The organism is Bacillus cereus group sp. BfR-BA-01309, from assembly GCF_022664315.1.
Taxonomy (GTDB): domain Bacteria; phylum Bacillota; class Bacilli; order Bacillales; family Bacillaceae_G; genus Bacillus_A; species Bacillus_A mobilis.
This window is the reverse complement of sequence record NZ_JAKUHE010000006.1, coordinates 231,572-247,075: the sequence shown is the minus strand read 5'-3', so window position 1 is coordinate 247,075 and position 15,504 is coordinate 231,572. Positions and strand designations below refer to the sequence as shown.

Genomic DNA, 15,504 nt, shown 5'->3' with positions numbered 1-15,504 from the left:
TTATAAATTTATACGTAGTAGCAAAACGAATGAGGCCGCCGATTAAGGTAGCCTCTTTTTTAAATTTCCATACCTAATTGTTGAGGTTGTTCTTCTATAAACTCAGGGCTTACAAGATTATTACTTTCGTCATAAACCGAGTATTCCTCTCCATTAAGTACTTTTCTAAGTAGTTCTACTGCATCGGCTGAATACCTATGTTGAGGCTGGTTTTCCACTACACTAACATCAAAATGATACCTGTTACTCGTGTCTTTTATGTTAACAGTAGTCTGTTGTTTGACTTTATCTATGAGTTGACTGACATAGTTATAATGTGTTAATCCTAACTGCTTAGCAATGTCAGAAAGCCTGAACGGAAATCTCAATTTAATTTGCTCAGGGTCAGACATTACACCTACTCCAATAACCGAAACACTTCTAGCTTCACTTTTTCCAGGGTCATCTGTACGCTGAAAGCCCATTGCCCTTGCTAATGCATCCTCATCTTCAATATGACTCATTGTTAAATAGTCTACTTTTAAATCCGATATAGATTTACTTTTTACAATATTATAGATTTTATCCTCGAGACTTTGTAAAGCATTCACAGAAGATACGTCACCTTGATCTAAGTTTTTAAACAACTCTTCAAACGTGTGTAAAAGCACGTAATTTGTTCTAATACTTTTGCCGTCGTCTAACGCAATGTATTTGTCACTAGGCGGTTTATACTCATTTGATATAGGTTCTTTACTCCATTCAATAAACCAAATATTCTCAACGATTTCTTCCGGACTTTCACAAACCATTTCAGCAATGTCTAATAAGATTTTCTTTATATTCGAATCTGAAAGCGAATACCCTAAAAATATTATCGGGTGTTCCATGAAGTATGTAAGTAATTTAGCTGTTAAATATTTTTGCTTTTTATGAAACTTTTTATAATCTTCTCTGGAAATAACTACTTCTTCAGGCTTATCTATACAACCATGGATTTTTAAAATTTGACCTATACGTAAAGACTCTTTAGATTTTATAACCTGTTGCCCTACAGTTACAGAATGCTCAGGGAAAATCTTTTCTAACATCTTATCATAATTAGTAGTAATGATGGCATGCGGTTTTAGTTTGCGTAATAGTTCTATTTCTTCACTTAATGGATGATCCTCTAATTTGAAATTTCCCATTATCCGCTCAAATATTCTACATATCTGATACTTTAAAAACATACTATTATGATTGTTTGATTCATAAAGTTTCTCTGGAAAGACTCCATTTCTATAATTATCCCATGCGTACTTATTGTATTCCTCAATTAATAGCGATGCGATGTGAGGATTATCTTCACAATTTTGCGTGTAGTATGCAATTGGATAGATACAATTAGGATTTCTATGTATCAACATATCTAGTAATCCAATCCAGTTTGGTGCATTAAGGTAGCGCATTGATAATCCCGTTCCAACAAATAATATGGGCCGTGTACCACTGTCATCAATAACGGACTTTAGTCTGGCCATAGATTCTTCTAAATAATTACTGTACATCCAAATCACTCCTTACCCATTGGTAAATATCCCCTTAACACTAGGATAGGACTTTATAGAAATACAGTCAATATCTGATGAAAACTATCTACTTTTAAAAATAAGTTAATCAAACATCTCATCAAGCTTATCGGCCACCTCTCGTTGCATGTTCGGCAGCACATGACTATATGTATTTAACGTCGTCTGTATATCCGTATGCCCCAACCGTTCTGATATCAGCTTTACATTTACATTTTGTTGTATCAGCATCGTTGCGTGCGTGTGTCGTAGGTCGTGGAAACGAATTTTAGGTAAAGCGAGTTTTTCGATTAAGTTATAGAACTCTCTTCTGCAATTCCGGGCTATTACTGGATTCCCTTTTCTAGTACAAGCAACTAAATCCACATCCTTATACTCCCGCTTAAAATACCTCTTTTCCTCTCTTATCTTATTTCGATGCTCCTCAAGTTCCTTTATTAATAGATCCGGGATATGAATAGAGCGAACACTAGAATTATTTTTCGCACCAACTTTGATTTGAGCATTTTGAGTAATCGTTTGTCGAATATAAATGATTCGTTTCTTAAAATCGATATCTTTCCATCGTAATGCCAATATTTCACCTTGTCTCATACCGGTTAATAACGCGACAGTATATACTATATAGAAACGTGTTAAACGTTCGATTTGTTTCGACTGTGTAATAAAATAATTAACCTGCTTTAACGTCCATATATTCATTTCTGTTTTTCTGATTTTTGGTAATGTAACCCCAATGGTTGGGTCATCTTTAATTAACTTCAAAGTACAGGCCTTTTTTAGTGAGGACTTAATTATCCGGAAAACTAAATGAACGGTATTTGGAGAATACTCCATTTCAAAAACAAGGTAATTTATGAATTCTTGGAGATTTATTGGCTCGATATCTCTTAATTTAATGTGGCCTAGATTAGGTTTAATAACATTTCGATAGTAAGACAAATGGACCTCATATGTAGTCTCTTGTAAAGTATACGTTCTCTCTTTCAACCATTTTTCCATATATGTTACATATTTCATTGTTGACGGCTCTAAAAACTCAACACTTAGGTATTCAACCCTCAATTTAACCATTGCTTCCGTAGCTTCACGTTTTGTTTTAAATCCCCTTCTTCGTACTTGCTTACGCTTTCCAGTCAGTGGGTATTTAGGGATACTAAATACAAAGTCCCATTTACCTGTTTCTTTATTTTGTTTAACGCTACCGTTCATCCGTCATCCCTCCTCTATATTACTTTCGTAGTATTTTATCGTTTTCCTCTTAGAGAAAAGAATACGTACTCCTTTCTGTGCAAATAAAAACGCCTCACTATAAGAGACGTTAGTAACACTATTTCGTTTTAATTAATGGCTTTATTTTCTCCACGATACTATTAGCGAATGCTTTTACTTCTTCGTTTTCTTGTTGCTCGCAATACTTTATAAGCATTTTGAGTTCGGCTTGTATATGTTTATCAAACTCCGCTTCTTCCCTTGCTTTTTCAGATATCTCTTCGACGTTTTCTATCCAACTCTTACCTTCTCTTGGACTAGAAACTGATTCAAAACCGATAACTGTTTTCTTCGCCATTTAAATTATCTCCTATTAAAAAGTAGATAAATCTATATTTCTACTTAATAATCGAGGTTCCTTTTTAAAATTAATGAAATATCGATATCCTATCAATACACTCATGTACTTTCTTTTTATCTTTATTATTTAGCGGAGTATCTTTTATATAAGTACTTTATCGACTATATAGGATAGTAATTCTTTTCGTTAGAAAAGGATTACCGGTAAGTATGAACGTTAGTGAATACTTACCGAATATCTTTTAATCTCTTAATAGTAAATCTTTATAGTAAGTCTATCTTTAGGATGCTATGCCTTAGCTTATGCTGCAAATAAATTTATTACAGAACAACCTGTTATGAGACAGCCCATTCCTTTGAGACCACCATTGAATTCTTGGTTTTGTATGGCAGCTGCTATTCCAGCGAATTCTTTTACCAGCACTGGAATATTTAATAAAGCACCTTTGATAGCTGGTATGCCAGATAATCCTGGCTTAGGAACCCTTGTATGGTTTTCATATTTAGATTCTGCTTTATCAACACTTTATGTTATGGCAAATAAATATGCAGCTATGGGCCAAACTGGGGCATTACAAAATCAATATCCATTAACGAACATTGATACTTCTAAGTGTACTCAAGGCGTTCATATGACGGATGAAATTAATAAGAACGGTGTTGTTATTCCCGGCTATTTCACATTACCTGGTCCTACAATTAGATCGATATTGCAAACAGAAAAAAGTTATTATATTCCAGATTGTGCTTTAATAGTAAGATAAACTTTAACGCCACCAATATTCGAGGTGGTATATTTTTATATCTATACATAAAGTTATTAGGAATTAACTTTCCTATTAAACTATATTCTTGTGTACGGTCTTCACCGGTAGTTACATCGAAAATTCTTAATGTAGGCATTTCGTTTTCCCCTTCCGTAATAAATGCGAAGGGTGGACGGAGCTTACCCGCCTCATTCGTTTCCCTAAAAAGTATCCACTTAATAGGATACTTTTTAGGGTAAAAGTTAGTAGCTCCGTCGAAAATTATCTAAATGTAATTAAAACGGAAGATCGGAACCCTCATTAACTTTTATGTATACAATATCGCCAATTCTTAAAGAGACTCCGTTTTTAAATAGGGCAAATTCATTTTTATCTTCCGCGTCCTCAATGTAACTTGTTACTTGCTCTTGTATTTTGCTTTCATGCCCGAAGTCAGAGAGTTTAATAGTAAAAACAGCATTTTTGCCACTAAGAGTCTCTACTTCTACGTCGTATTCAACATTACTTTCTCTTGAACTTTCGATATCGATCATTAGTTGCGGCAATATCATCTACAACACCCTTTCAAAACTATTTTTTAATATTAAGTACCTTTAAAAGCTCATCTCTATTAAGAATTAACTCACATAATTTTCGCTCTTTATCATTTTCTCCTAGAGTCATCACGTCTACGTGGACAAGACCTAATTCTTCGTTATATTCTTGAAATTGTAACCATCTCGAAGAAACTTCACACTCGACGTAACCATTCCCATGCTCATTCATTCTTCTTTGCTTAGGACTAATCGGTATTCGTACTACTTTTTCATCGTTCATATAAATTCACCTCCACTTTCAATTATAGTAGATAATTCCATATTATAAAAATAGAAAAGACCACTAAAATGTGGTCTCTTTTGTTATTACTATGTATTCCTACTATTAGTTACCTGCATGAAGCCAATTCTCTTTCGTTATACGTCATAACCGGTTGTACTCTCGTAAACTCTCGATATTGCTGATGACGCTCTTTATTACGAGATTTCGCACGATCACTTCGTAACATTTCGTTAATCGTACGCTTTCTTCGTCTAGGAATCCGATGGTCTAACGAAACCGCCGCTAGACCAAAAGCTGCCTTTAACGGAACTTCACTACCGTTTCCCTTTCGCTGACGAGTACCTTCCTGCCTACGTTGTATTTGTGTATCACTCATAATCGGATATTCATTGTTCCGTACTTTCATGTGATCCGTATCGTGCAACTCCTCGTATAATAATTAATCTCTACTAATTTTTCAAGCTATCCGCTATCTGGACATTCTCCTACTGATTCTAGTTCTACGTTAATTTTTTATCTGCTTAGTGATTTATTATTCTCCATTTAATCGACTTCTTCTGAAATTTTTAAAAAACACCAGCTTTAAACTGGTGCTTATATTACTCTCTATTTATAGTGATTTAATTACTTTTTTGATTTACACGCTCAAATACTAGTGATAAAAATACATCTACTTGATTAAGCATATGTATAATGAATTCTTGTTTTATTACAATTTCACAACTATTACTAATATTAATTGAACTATATGATTTTATTACCTTTTCTAACTTTTTGTAATCCCTATCATCGTACACTCTTCCATTGCAATGTACAATATTATTACGGATGATATTTAAATCTTCAATAAAATCCCACTCTTTACTATTAAAAGGGAAGGGTATGCCCATATCTTTAGTAATATATCTCCCTATTCTTTTTAGTAAACTACCTTTATAACGTAATTTTCTCAACTCGTTTTCAAATTCCGGATTTAATTCAAATAAATCTTCATAACCTAGTTTTTCCATCATATGTGGTTTAACAATCCTTACTAAATATTGTTCTACGATAGAATATGTTAAAACTACATTGGAATATCTCAATAAACTCGGGTATGTTTTCTCAAGCTCATGTAATTCATCTAATATAGCTTCCCGGTACTCTTCCTGTTGATCTAATGTTATTTCTTCAGGACCTTCATCAATTGCTTTTAATAATTCTTCTACCTTTAATGTATTGTTTTTTTCCATTTCACTCGTGAATTTTCGAATAGAACTTAATTGCGTCTTGGCACTAGTATGTGCTATGACGTTTGCAAACATCCAATCACCTTCCATATCTTACATTTAAAATCCTTATTTATAAAGTATCACCTTTTTATATTTCTGTATATAAGATAAGAATTGAACACTACTAATAGATAATAACATTCCAATAACAAAGTTGACTCTTTAAGATTTTACCTCCTTACAAATTTTCAAATAGGGTGTATATCAGCACATTTTCCTTATATAACACGAACTAACTACCTGCACTCGTGTAACTTTCTCCGCTCCTCCTCGTTTCGACACTATATATTATATTTATAGCCTCACCTGTGTTAGACGTACCGCTCTACTATATGACGAGTCATTATTAGAATTAGTAGTTACTCGATATAAATGCTAAAATAATATTATTAAACTTTATTCGGAGGATATATATATGGTAGAAAAGTACTCACTGAACGACCAAACGCTTCAATTCATTCAAGAATTCGAAAGAACTGTATCGCCTGATAAAACATATACAACGCAAGAATTAGTTAGTATATTTAATAGTTCTACTTTCAATAAGGAACAATTCGATACATACATAGAACCAAAAGGTAAGGCTATCTGGTGGGCGTTAAAACGTAGCGGAAATTGGAGACCAGTTAAAAGAGGTCTATATAAGAAAAAATGAGGTTACCTGAATTGGCGACCTCTACTCTTCTTCATTGGTTACGTTACTTACATTCGCAAAATTCCTTATATGCAAAAAATTAACATACTTTTACTAGTTAGTAATTCTACTGAGAATTTCTTTTAATCTAATTTGAAGCATTTTATCTTGTTTTGTACATTCTAAATTATCACAATAAGTTTTGAAATCGTTACAATAGCCCTCTACTCCCCATACCTCTTCTATATTTCTTATAAGTTCTTCAATTAAGACACACCAATACCAATGTTCTTTACTAATTTTACCGGAGGGGATTGGAAAGAGAAATTGTTGGTTCTTTATGTCTTTTACTAGACTAACCCTTATCGAACCATCCTTAATCGAAGGTAATTCTTGGATTAATTTTTGTATATAAGAATACTTATTGTAAGAGTTATCAATAAGACATTCATTTAATTTCTTTAATAATTGCTCATAGTATTCAATATCTATAGCCCTATTTATCGGATTTAATATATTTTGGAATTCTTTATTTTGAATAGTGAAACGCAAAGAATCAATTTTATTTTCATAGTTACTTTTTTCTAAATCTATATGATTAGAGATATTCCCCTTTATTAAAGTGAGAATTTCATCGATGCTAATCCCAAAGTCAATAGATAAATCCCTGCTCCACATAGTTGCATTAGACAATATAGAAATAATATCAATCATTTTCTCATTCCCAGATAGACCCCTAATGTATTTTCGTGAATATTCTACATCTTCTATTATTTCCTGCTCAGAAGAAAAGTAATTTATAGGGTTATCTTCATTATTATTGATGAAATTAATCGCATCGATAATAGTTTCTTTAGAGTAGGCACCTGTTTCAAACCATTTCTTGATATGATAAAATACAAATTTACTCTTTATATTGTCCATTGAATCTTTAAGAATGAAACGACATAGATACTCTATATTTCCACTTTCGTTACTGTAAGTAGCCTTTGTAGTTTTAAAATTAGAATCTTTTTCATTTAATAATTTCAATTCATTTTTATGTTCAATGTTGAAGAATACCGTCGCAAAACACATTCGATAAAGGTCATTTCTTGTGAATTTATTGCTAAAAATATCTTGACCTAGGACCTGGACCACTTCTCTAATAAACAAATTTGTCTTTTCAAAAGTCCTCAAATTTTTAAATTCCAAGGATTCAACAAGTGTGCCTATGGTATTCCATACCGATTGACCGAGGATATTTACAGGCGCCTCATTCGCATATTCCCCTATTGTATAAACTCGATCAATAGCTTTCTCTTGATAACCATTAAAAATTGATTTACTCTTTTCATCAAGCTGTTCTGTGGCTGCAATAAGGACCGTTTTTATATTTTCTATTTTTGAAAGATTATCAATCAACCCTAATATTTCTTTAACATTAAGATCATCATGCTTTCTTTCTAAATCATCAAATATAATAATATACGCATCTTTATGACCTAATTCATTATATAATGTATTATGTAAATCCCCTATAAGTGGAATTGATAGAGAAATTCCATGGTATGAAATATTAAATTTATTTAGTTTTTCACTAATTTGCCTCCAATATTTTTTTATTTTACCAGTTTTCTCATTTTTAACTATTTCAAAGTATATTTCCTGTATGATACTGTTAATGTCTTTTTTTCCAAATAGAGAAATATAGCAAACATTCTTATAACTTTTTATAAACTTAGAAACATATTCAGTTTTTCCAATACCCCAATTTCCTCTAATTAACACCTTTTGGTAGCTTGAATCTTTAAAAAGATTTAACACATTAATTATTTCATTTGCTTTCACAAATCTACCTCCTACATTTAAAGCTGGAACGAAACTTCTATCTCTTAAAATACTATCATAATTTCATTGCTAAATTATACCCAATTTATAAACATAAACAAAAAATATAACCACCATCTTTGGTAGTTATATCTCGGAATTATTAATGAATTTACTAACTCTTTATATTATACGCCCTAACCGCCTGCACCCTCGTAAACTCCCGATATACCCTCCGTCTCTCCTCGTTCCTAGACTTCGCTTCCTTATCGATTTGCCACGTTTCTTTTCTCGTGCGTTTCCTACGTACCGGAGGCTAATAATTACGTCTGTCTACTAAGTATTCCTCCGCTATGCCTACCTAATAATTTTATATTTTTTCCTTTTTACCCGCACGATTTAACTACTTTCTGCAACCTATAAATACGTAAGGAATATAAGAACGGAAATAATAGGTAGCCACCGCCCTATTCCGTAATAAACCCTAGAAATGCATACAGTTAGATACATAATTGAAAGGACGATGTTTTCGAATACTCTACTACGCGTTACACATCGTTTAAGAAATCTAGCAATGCATTCAACGTACTTTCATACTCCGTTTCAGATCGTCTATTTAACGCATGAAACTCACCTTCGTAATGTTTTAAGAATGCCCACTGTTTGATAAAGTCACGTGTGTGCTCCGAAAACTCCATTACCATGCCGGATATTTCAGTTTCGTTCGTAATCTGGTAAACATTTTCGGATATATCCCCATAACGTTCACGATACAAACGTAGTTGTTTTTCCGATTCGGTATCCTTTACGTATTTCACTTCCGGTGGTTTATTGCGTTCTTCCGCTAGTAGTTAACCGAGTACTTGTTTAGCTTCGTTTGCTTTGCGGAGGGGTGCTTTCTTTACCTCACGTAATTCACGGACCGTCATTCATCCTGATAAATTTTCCGAATTCACTGTGAACTAAATTGTTTTCCTTTACATACCTCAATCGACGTCCTATTTCAAAAACTGCTTCGCCTGCTACTCGTTGATAATCCTTTATCTCTGCGGTGATTACGTTAATATCGTTTGATAACTCCGCTATTCCATTCCTCACTATTAACACCTCCTTAACCATTTAAACCCCCACAACTTCGCTTACATTTCTTGTATCTCCCCATCTATTAGCGGCATTATTTTATATAAGTAATTACCGCTGAATACATTAATGACGGAAGGATATTTCGCTAGAAATAGACTTCAAGGTTTTGGCTCGTAATCTTTTTCTAGTTAAAAGATAGTTCTTGTTAGTGTGAACTACAACCATGTGTGGAAGCCGCCATATGTGGTTACGTGTCACATGGACTAATAGATTCCGGTTCATTACCGAATATCGCTAGTTGACTAATTGGTAGAATTGTATAAACCGTATTCTCCCACTGCTGCGTTTTTTACTTTTCTGACTCTATACAAACGGTGACTATAGCGATAAAATACAAGTAATGGAAACTATCATTACGTCTTGTGACCAAATTAAAGGAGGTCATTCGACATGAATGGAAGTATAAAACAAAATAAAAAGACAGGTAATTGGGATTTCATATTTAATATTGCGAAGGATCCTATGACTGGGAAACGCAAACAAATTAGAAGAAGAGGTTTTAAAACAAAGCAAGAAGCTAACGAGGAAATGATTAAGCTCAAAGCGGAAATTCTAACTAATGAATATCTCAAGCCTACGTATATGACTTACGAAAAGTTTATGGAAGAGTATTTTCAAGAGAGGAAAAACAAGTTGCAGAAATCAACGTATACTTCTCACTTTGCTCTATATCAGAAAACGATCAAACCTAAGTTAGGTCACTTTAAATTACAAGAAGTGACCGCGAGGCATTTACAGCGGTTTGTAAACGATCTAGTAGACGAGTCACACTATGCGGAGGATACAATCGTATTAATTTTTCGAATTATAAGCGCTTCGTTTAAGAAAGCATTTCTAGTACGATTGGTAAAGTTTAATCCAACTATCGGGGTCACCTTACCGAAAGTGACTCGTAAAGAAATGAGAGTTTGGACATTAGAACAGGTTACTAAATTCATCGATGAAGGAAGACGTGTGAAGTATCCTACGCGCTATTATATCGGATATTTAATGGCTGTACTTACCGGAATGAGGCAAGGCGAGATATTAGGTTTACGTTGGAAAGACGTTGATATGGAAAACGGCATTGTCTATATCAGACAGACTTTAACAGTAGGTAGAGAGCTGAAGATCGGAGCGAAAAATGAGGCAAGCGTAAGGTCACTACACATCCCTACCGTGCTTATAGAAGAACTAGAGTCACATAAAAAGTTAATCCGACAGGAAAAACTTATCTATGGCGAAGATTATACAGACCTAGACTTAGTCCTTCCTACAATTCACGGAAGACCTTTAGAGCCACGGAGTTTCCGTAGAGCGTTCTATTCACTTACGAAGCACTTAGAGCTTCCTCAGATACGTATACATGATCTACGGCATACTCACGCGACAGTGTTGATACAGCAAAATATTAACGTGAAATTAATATCCGAACGGCTGGGGCATACGGATATTGGTACGACATTAAATACGTATAGTCACGTACTACCAAGCATGCAAAAATCGGTAGCGGAAAGGCTAAACGAACTTTTTTAGCGGAAGTGACCAAAGCAGTGACTCGTGATATTTACCCAAGTACCTTCTCAATCTCAACCTCTAAATCCACCGGCTTCGTCTGCGGCGCAAAACGCCCTACTACTTTCCCTTCTTTTCCGATTAGAAACTTAGTAAAGTTCCATTTCACTGCTTTCATACCGAGTAAACCTGGTGCTTGTTCTGTCATGTATGTATAAAGCGGATGTGCCTTATCACCTTTCACATCAACCTTTGCAAACATCGGGAAATTCACACCGTAGTTTAACTCACAAAAACTAGTAATATCTGCTTCTGTACCTGGTTCTTGTCCTCCGAATTGATTACAAGGGAAACCGAGTATTTCTAGTCCTTGGTCTTTATATTTATCATATACTTCTTGTAAACCTTTATATTGCGGTGTAAAACCACACTTACTAGCTACATTTACAATAAGAAGCGCTTTTCCTTCGTAATCTTTTAACGACTTATCTTCTCCTGTTATCGTTTTAGCTGAAAAATCATAAACTGTCATGGTCCTTGCCCCTCTCTTCACTATCATTCTATGTTTATACTATACTACATTCGTGAATATACAGCTCTTATTACGTATTCTCCTCCAAAATAAAAGCGCTTTATTTCTGTTCGAAAATTCGACACAAACTACTAGACTTTTATGTTGGAAAGTTTTACAATTGAATTGTGAACAAAATGTGACAGTTTATATTCCATTATAAAAGAAAAGGATGGTGTTCATTATGAAAACTGCACAACATGAAACGATTTCAAATCGCGAGTTTTATTTCGTACTATATATGATGTTATTGTATGTGATCGGCTGGGTAATCGATGTTAATGGTTTATTTTTAAGCTCCTACTTTAATTTAGCAGGAGAGATTATGCTGCCAATTGTTGGTGGCATAGTTGGACTGTTCGTTATGTCTATCAATAAAGAACAAACGAAATAATAACAATTTAAAAAGGCAGAAGACGAGCTTTCGTTTTCTGCCTTTTTTCTATTTTAGCGTATAATAGAAACGTACAGTAAATAAGGAGTGGTAATGATGAAAAAAGTAGAGCAATTATCTTCTCACCTATATCTTATTGATGATTTTGATTTACAACATAATGAACGAACTGGTACGTACGTTTTATTAGGTGACGATATTACTTTAATTGAAACTTGTGCAGCCCCTTCTCTTCCGTATATTGTAGACGGCTTACAACAATTACATATTGATTTAAACGATGTAAAAAACATTATCGTAACACATGTTCATTTAGATCACGCCGGGGCTGCTGGTTTAATGATGGAAAAGTGCCCAAATGCTACTTTATATGTGCATTCTCGCGGCGCTCGTCATATGATTGATCCAACAAAACTCATTTTAGGCGCAAAAGCTGTATACAAAGAAGATTTCGATAAACTGTTTGATCCAATTCTTCCTATAGAAGAAGAACGTGTTCGTATTGTACAAAATGGTGATACATTACAAATTGCCGAAGACCGCATCCTTACATTTTATGATACACCGGGACATGCAAAGCACCATATTAGCATTCACGATTCATTAACAAACGGCATTTTTACTGGCGATACAATTGGCATTTATTATAGAGAACTCGCAGACGTTGGTATAGAACTATATCTCCCATCAACGTCTCCTTCACAATTCCAACCAGATGCGATGATTGCTTCAAAAAATCACATTCAAAGTATGAATGTAGATACTATTTATTTCGGTCATTACGGTGCATCATCCAATGTTACAGAAGTATATAACCAGCTTGAACATTGGCTACCTATTTTCGTTCATACTGGTAAAGAGGTCTTTGAACAGTATAATGATTTCGATGAAGCGACTAAAGCTTTACAAACTGCATTAATGGATAAGATCTCTTCTTACCTTACAAAGTTAAACGTTCCATCAGATCATTCTGTTTATAACATTTTACATCTAGATATAGAAATTAGCGCGATGGGCATTATAGATTATTTCACGAAGCAAGAAAAAGTAAACTCCACTATTAACTAACCGTAAAAGAAGAGATATACAACAGTAGTTATTGTATATCTCTTTTTTCTTTGAATATATCTTTAATAAAGGATGGTGGAATGCAATGCAAAAAGTGATGCTATATCTCTGCTTCACCTTATTTATCGTCTTATTATTATTTGTCGGGGTGAAAATTCAATTTTATTTAGATACAGATTCACAGGTGAATTTTAACGTGTATCCAAGATTATTCTACTTTACACTCTTCCCTCTTATAGTTGGCATTTTATTACGATTCCTTCAATCCATTAATCGCGAAACAAGTAAACAAAACTGGCGCTTTCAACCGGATAAATTTATCGCTATTACCGTACCTACGCTATTCATTTCCTTTTCTCCAGCTCTACTCTTTTCACCAGTTGGTGCATACCTACCTTATTTAACTAATATTATTCTTATCAATACAACTTTTGTTACGATAATAAGTTTAATAGCTGGTTATTCCCTTTTAGATTGCTTTATACAAAAAGATACTGTAAATATGAAAAAATATAATTGAGTACTCTATTGAATTTAGCAAACAGTGCGACAGAACCAAATAATCAATTTTTAAGTGTCGTTCGTTGATTACGTTGGTTTATTTATAAGTGCGATATTACTTGTAAGAGTCGCTATTCATGCGGTAAGGAAATTTATGTTAAACTAAAGAAAATCGTGTACTAAGTTAAATGACACTTCAACTAAGGGAGAATTATTATGTATAAACTTTTTGGATTCTCGTGTCTAATGTTTCTCGCAAGTATATGTTCTTTCTTTATTCTAAGAGGACCTCATGCAAATTTAACCTTAATTATTACGATTCTAGCTATACTTTCATTACTCGGTATTCTTTTTGCAATCGCATCAAAGAATTGGTTATTCGGAATAGTTGGTACGGCATTAAATGGCGTAATATTAGTAGTTGTATACTTCCTATTGCTAGCAAAAGGAATAGGTGGTTAATATATTTACATTTCAATAAGAAAAGCTCACAGCTTAAGCTATGAGCTTTTTTTACTTATCTCACCTTTTCATCTACATACTCCATAAACCGCTCTGCTTGAATAAATCTTTCTTTGTACGCCTCAGGTACGTCTTCTACTTTCATTCCACCAGTTGATTTTGTCTTTACTTGTACGATTTCATACGTCATTAAAGCTTCCACATAACGATCAAACTCTTCTTTTGTTAATACTTCTTTACTAGATTTATGACCATTTAATTTATCAAAGTATGGTTGAAGCCCCATACTTACCCTCTTCATTTCATCTCTTTTTGCTGGTGATAATTGATCATAATCAATATTACCGTTCGAATCTCCGTATGCAAGCTTTGCATTTGTTAATTTTTTTAGTTCTTTTGTAAACTCTTCATATTCCTTCGCACCCATGTCATCTTTCGCTTCTGATAACTTTGCACTAAAACGCATATACGCCTCTAATGTCATCGTTCCAGCATGTTTTTTTAAATTCTCAAAAGATCCGTATATACCATCCGCCATAATAGATTGATACGCAAAACCAGTCGTCGGGATTAAAAGAGCTGCTGCAAGCACTCCTGCAATAAGATGTTTCTTTCTCTTACGCCCCCCTCGATTCATTTTTATTTGAATGATTACTTTTTCTTTTAACTCCGGCGGGGCAACAATCCCCTTCGCCTCTTCTCGTATAGATTCTCTAACTCTACAATCTAAACTCATTTCACATTCCCTACCTCTCCTAAAAAGATTTCTTCTACTTGCTCTTTTTGACGTAGTGTTTTTAATGCTGCGTGAATTCTAGATTTCACAGTACCAATTGGAATATGTAATATTTGTGCTACTTCTTCTTGTGAATAATCGTGTAAGTATCTTAATATAATAACTTGTTTCAATTTATACGGTAATTTATGAATGAGTTCGATTAGTTTTTGGTTTGATATTTTACTTACAACATCGTTAGAAAAATCAATTTGTACTGGTTTTCTTTGCTCTTCTGCTTTTTTTATAATTCGTAATCGCATCCACCTCTTTCTTCTATAAGAGTGAATTTGTTTAATCGCAAGTCCAATTAGCCAAGGGCGAAATGGTTTCTTGCTATCATACTTACGAAGCGATTCATATAGCTGTATGTATATTTCTTGAACGACATCATCTACATCTGTTTTATCATCTATTAAAAAATGTGATGTTTTATATACTTCTTGAATCGTTTTATCATACAACTCGCTATATGCTTCTTTATTGCCTGATAAAGTTAAATGGATTAAATCTGTATACACTGTTTCATCCTTCATATACCATCCCTCCTTTGTCTTACACTATATATTGGCAAGTAATTGATATTTCGTTCGATTTTTCCAAAAAGTTTTATATAAATTAATATAATGATCGAATGAGTTCATAAGCTTCCCTTATAAAGTCGCATAACTATT

General features: G+C 33.7%; 20 protein-coding genes. 7 read left to right on the top strand and 13 right to left on the bottom strand.

Annotated features, from left to right (window positions below; genetic code table 11):
* Nucleotides 1-59: 59 nt before the first annotated feature.
* The 3 genes from MR115_RS14085 to MR115_RS14075 all read right to left on the bottom strand — a co-directional run bounded on the left by MR115_RS14085 (nt 60) and on the right by MR115_RS14075 (nt 3,120).
* Nucleotides 60-1,529, bottom strand: coding sequence for an SIR2 family protein (locus MR115_RS14085; protein WP_242241702.1), 1,470 nt, complete (start codon nt 1,527-1,529; stop codon nt 60-62).
* Nucleotides 1,530-1,634: 105 nt separating this feature from the next.
* On the bottom strand, nt 1,635-2,762 hold the full coding sequence (locus MR115_RS14080) for a site-specific integrase (RefSeq protein ID WP_098222667.1): 1,128 nt from the start codon (nt 2,760-2,762) through the stop codon (nt 1,635-1,637).
* Nucleotides 2,763-2,880: 118 nt separating this feature from the next.
* Entirely contained in the window at nt 2,881-3,120 is a 240-nt protein-coding gene (locus tag MR115_RS14075; protein ID WP_098222664.1) for a hypothetical protein, read from the bottom strand.
* A 358-nt stretch (nt 3,121-3,478) separates the two neighbouring features.
* Here MR115_RS14075 and MR115_RS14070 point away from each other — a divergent pair, with 358 nt between their 5' ends.
* The gene (locus MR115_RS14070; RefSeq protein WP_179867232.1) at nt 3,479-3,886 is read left to right on the top strand and encodes a hypothetical protein; all 408 of its coding nucleotides are present in this window, start codon (nt 3,479-3,481) and stop codon (nt 3,884-3,886) included.
* A gap of 278 nt (nt 3,887-4,164) precedes the next feature.
* Here the strand turns inward: MR115_RS14070 and MR115_RS14065 are convergent, their stop codons facing one another.
* The 4 genes from MR115_RS14065 to MR115_RS14050 all read right to left on the bottom strand — a co-directional run bounded on the left by MR115_RS14065 (nt 4,165) and on the right by MR115_RS14050 (nt 6,012).
* Complete coding sequence (locus MR115_RS14065; RefSeq protein ID WP_098222659.1) at nt 4,165-4,440, bottom strand: hypothetical protein; 276 nt, start codon at nt 4,438-4,440, stop codon at nt 4,165-4,167.
* 19 nt (nt 4,441-4,459) lie between these two features.
* On the bottom strand, nt 4,460-4,705 hold the full coding sequence (locus MR115_RS14060) for a hypothetical protein (protein WP_242241701.1): 246 nt from the start codon (nt 4,703-4,705) through the stop codon (nt 4,460-4,462).
* A 109-nt stretch (nt 4,706-4,814) separates the two neighbouring features.
* Complete coding sequence (locus MR115_RS14055; protein WP_098222653.1) at nt 4,815-5,114, bottom strand: hypothetical protein; 300 nt, start codon at nt 5,112-5,114, stop codon at nt 4,815-4,817.
* 214 nt (nt 5,115-5,328) lie between these two features.
* Nucleotides 5,329-6,012: a hypothetical protein gene (locus MR115_RS14050; protein ID WP_098222718.1), complete on the bottom strand. Its 684-nt coding sequence runs from the start codon at nt 6,010-6,012 to the stop codon at nt 5,329-5,331.
* 382 nt (nt 6,013-6,394) lie between these two features.
* Between MR115_RS14050 and MR115_RS14045 the strand changes: the two genes are divergently transcribed.
* Nucleotides 6,395-6,634 carry a hypothetical protein gene (locus MR115_RS14045; protein WP_098222650.1) on the top strand — a complete coding sequence of 80 codons (240 nt, stop codon included), beginning with the start codon at nt 6,395-6,397 and terminating at the stop codon, nt 6,632-6,634.
* 93 nt (nt 6,635-6,727) lie between these two features.
* Here the strand turns inward: MR115_RS14045 and MR115_RS14040 are convergent, their stop codons facing one another.
* From MR115_RS14040 to MR115_RS14030, 3 genes are all read right to left on the bottom strand, one after another.
* Nucleotides 6,728-8,443, bottom strand: a complete 1,716-nt coding sequence (locus MR115_RS14040; protein ID WP_242241700.1) for a KAP family NTPase — start codon at nt 8,441-8,443, stop codon at nt 6,728-6,730.
* A gap of 527 nt (nt 8,444-8,970) precedes the next feature.
* Nucleotides 8,971-9,240 carry a hypothetical protein gene (locus MR115_RS14035; protein WP_098222644.1) on the bottom strand — a complete coding sequence of 90 codons (270 nt, stop codon included), beginning with the start codon at nt 9,238-9,240 and terminating at the stop codon, nt 8,971-8,973.
* Nucleotides 9,241-9,337: 97 nt separating this feature from the next.
* Complete coding sequence (locus MR115_RS14030) at nt 9,338-9,520, bottom strand: hypothetical protein (protein ID WP_309243102.1); 183 nt, start codon at nt 9,518-9,520, stop codon at nt 9,338-9,340.
* A gap of 435 nt (nt 9,521-9,955) precedes the next feature.
* Between MR115_RS14030 and MR115_RS14025 the strand changes: the two genes are divergently transcribed.
* The gene (locus MR115_RS14025; protein WP_098222638.1) at nt 9,956-11,080 is read left to right on the top strand and encodes a site-specific integrase; all 1,125 of its coding nucleotides are present in this window, start codon (nt 9,956-9,958) and stop codon (nt 11,078-11,080) included.
* 31 nt (nt 11,081-11,111) lie between these two features.
* On the opposite strand, the gene bsaA is transcribed toward MR115_RS14025, so the two are convergent.
* Nucleotides 11,112-11,591, bottom strand: a complete 480-nt coding sequence (gene bsaA, locus MR115_RS14020) for a glutathione peroxidase (protein WP_242241699.1) — start codon at nt 11,589-11,591, stop codon at nt 11,112-11,114.
* A 223-nt stretch (nt 11,592-11,814) separates the two neighbouring features.
* Between bsaA and MR115_RS14015 the strand changes: the two genes are divergently transcribed.
* From MR115_RS14015 to MR115_RS14000, 4 genes are all read left to right on the top strand, one after another.
* Nucleotides 11,815-12,024, top strand: coding sequence for a DUF3925 family protein (locus MR115_RS14015; protein WP_002127081.1), 210 nt, complete (start codon nt 11,815-11,817; stop codon nt 12,022-12,024).
* A gap of 96 nt (nt 12,025-12,120) precedes the next feature.
* Nucleotides 12,121-13,092 carry an MBL fold metallo-hydrolase gene (locus tag MR115_RS14010; RefSeq protein WP_242241763.1) on the top strand — a complete coding sequence of 324 codons (972 nt, stop codon included), beginning with the start codon at nt 12,121-12,123 and terminating at the stop codon, nt 13,090-13,092.
* A gap of 85 nt (nt 13,093-13,177) precedes the next feature.
* Nucleotides 13,178-13,612, top strand: coding sequence for a hypothetical protein (locus MR115_RS14005; RefSeq protein ID WP_242241698.1), 435 nt, complete (start codon nt 13,178-13,180; stop codon nt 13,610-13,612).
* A gap of 197 nt (nt 13,613-13,809) precedes the next feature.
* Nucleotides 13,810-14,055, top strand: a complete 246-nt coding sequence (locus MR115_RS14000) for a hypothetical protein (protein ID WP_242241697.1) — start codon at nt 13,810-13,812, stop codon at nt 14,053-14,055.
* A gap of 55 nt (nt 14,056-14,110) precedes the next feature.
* Here MR115_RS14000 and MR115_RS13995 read toward each other — a convergent pair whose 3' ends face one another.
* Nucleotides 14,111-14,791, bottom strand: a complete 681-nt coding sequence (locus tag MR115_RS13995) for a DUF3600 domain-containing protein (RefSeq protein WP_242241696.1) — start codon at nt 14,789-14,791, stop codon at nt 14,111-14,113.
* On the bottom strand, nt 14,788-15,366 hold the full coding sequence (locus tag MR115_RS13990) for a sigma-70 family RNA polymerase sigma factor (RefSeq protein WP_242241695.1): 579 nt from the start codon (nt 15,364-15,366) through the stop codon (nt 14,788-14,790). Before MR115_RS13990 ends, MR115_RS13995 begins: the two co-directional genes overlap by 4 nt.
* Between the last annotated feature and the right edge of the window lie 138 nt (nt 15,367-15,504).

Excerpts from the sequence above, each read along its gene's own strand:
- MR115_RS14085 (WP_242241702.1), bottom strand. The coding sequence starts at position 1,529 with ATGTACAGTAATTATTTAGAAGAATCTATGGCCAGACTAAAGTCCGTT.
- MR115_RS14080 (WP_098222667.1), bottom strand. The coding sequence starts at position 2,762 with ATGAACGGTAGCGTTAAACAAAATAAAGAAACAGGTAAATGGGACTTT.
- MR115_RS14075 (WP_098222664.1), bottom strand. The coding sequence starts at position 3,120 with ATGGCGAAGAAAACAGTTATCGGTTTTGAATCAGTTTCTAGTCCAAGA.
- MR115_RS14065 (WP_098222659.1), bottom strand. The coding sequence starts at position 4,440 with ATGATATTGCCGCAACTAATGATCGATATCGAAAGTTCAAGAGAAAGT.
- MR115_RS14060 (WP_242241701.1), bottom strand. The coding sequence starts at position 4,705 with ATGAACGATGAAAAAGTAGTACGAATACCGATTAGTCCTAAGCAAAGA.
- MR115_RS14055 (WP_098222653.1), bottom strand. The coding sequence starts at position 5,114 with ATGAAAGTACGGAACAATGAATATCCGATTATGAGTGATACACAAATA.
- MR115_RS14050 (WP_098222718.1), bottom strand. The coding sequence starts at position 6,012 with ATGTTTGCAAACGTCATAGCACATACTAGTGCCAAGACGCAATTAAGT.
- MR115_RS14045 (WP_098222650.1), top strand. The coding sequence starts at position 6,395 with ATGGTAGAAAAGTACTCACTGAACGACCAAACGCTTCAATTCATTCAA.
- MR115_RS14025 (WP_098222638.1), top strand. The coding sequence starts at position 9,956 with ATGAATGGAAGTATAAAACAAAATAAAAAGACAGGTAATTGGGATTTC.
- bsaA (WP_242241699.1), bottom strand. The coding sequence starts at position 11,591 with ATGACAGTTTATGATTTTTCAGCTAAAACGATAACAGGAGAAGATAAG.
- MR115_RS14015 (WP_002127081.1), top strand. The coding sequence starts at position 11,815 with ATGAAAACTGCACAACATGAAACGATTTCAAATCGCGAGTTTTATTTC.
- MR115_RS14010 (WP_242241763.1), top strand. The coding sequence starts at position 12,121 with ATGAAAAAAGTAGAGCAATTATCTTCTCACCTATATCTTATTGATGAT.
- MR115_RS14005 (WP_242241698.1), top strand. The coding sequence starts at position 13,178 with ATGCAAAAAGTGATGCTATATCTCTGCTTCACCTTATTTATCGTCTTA.
- MR115_RS14000 (WP_242241697.1), top strand. The coding sequence starts at position 13,810 with ATGTATAAACTTTTTGGATTCTCGTGTCTAATGTTTCTCGCAAGTATA.
- MR115_RS13995 (WP_242241696.1), bottom strand. The coding sequence starts at position 14,791 with ATGAGTTTAGATTGTAGAGTTAGAGAATCTATACGAGAAGAGGCGAAG.
- MR115_RS13990 (WP_242241695.1), bottom strand. The coding sequence starts at position 15,366 with ATGAAGGATGAAACAGTGTATACAGATTTAATCCATTTAACTTTATCA.